The organism is Tsukamurella conjunctivitidis (genome assembly GCF_007858475.1).
GTDB classification, from domain to species: domain Bacteria; phylum Actinomycetota; class Actinomycetes; order Mycobacteriales; family Mycobacteriaceae; genus Tsukamurella; species Tsukamurella conjunctivitidis.
Map to the genome: position 1 here is coordinate 1 of NZ_VIGX01000152.1, position 619 is coordinate 619.

At 69.3% G+C, this 619-nt stretch carries 1 protein-coding gene; it reads left to right on the forward strand.

Annotation, left to right across the window (positions count from 1 at the left end):
• Positions 1 to 619 (forward strand): substrate-binding domain-containing protein (locus FK530_RS24800; protein ID WP_146489464.1); only part of this gene is annotated, 619 nt, incomplete at both ends.

Genomic DNA, 619 nt, shown 5'->3' on the forward strand with positions numbered 1-619 from the left:
GCACGGGCATGGTGGCGCTGATCCTGCCGGACTTCGACGAGTGGTACCCCTCGGCAGTGCTGGAGGGCGCCCAGCGTCGCTTGCAGTCCAAGGGGTTCACGACGCTGGTGCATTCGGTGGACTACCTGCGGGGCAAACCCCACCTCGACCTCGACGTGGGCCCGTTGCGGAGGCGGGTCGACGGCGTCCTGGTCATCTCCCTGCCCCTGGTGGGCTCCGAGATCGTGAGTGTGCAGAGCCTGGGCGTGCCGGTGGTGCTGGTGGGCAATGCGAACCCGCCCCTGGCCTCCATCAGTGTCGACGATGTCGAGATCGGTCTGATCGCCACCCAGCACCTGCTGGAGCTGGGGCACACGGTCATCGGGCACATCACTGGCGCCCTGGACGAGGTCGCCCCCTCGATGCCCGCCGGGGCGCGTCTGGAGGGTTGGCGCCAGGCAATGCTGGAGGCGGGTCAGGACCCCGATCCCGACCTGGTCGAGCATTCCTACTTCGACATCGGGGGCGGCCACGACGCCATGATGGAGTTGCTCAACCGTCGCCCCGACGTGACCGCGGTCTTCGCCGCGGCGGACTGCATCGCGGCGGGGGCGATCCGTGCCCTGGAGGAACGCGGGCT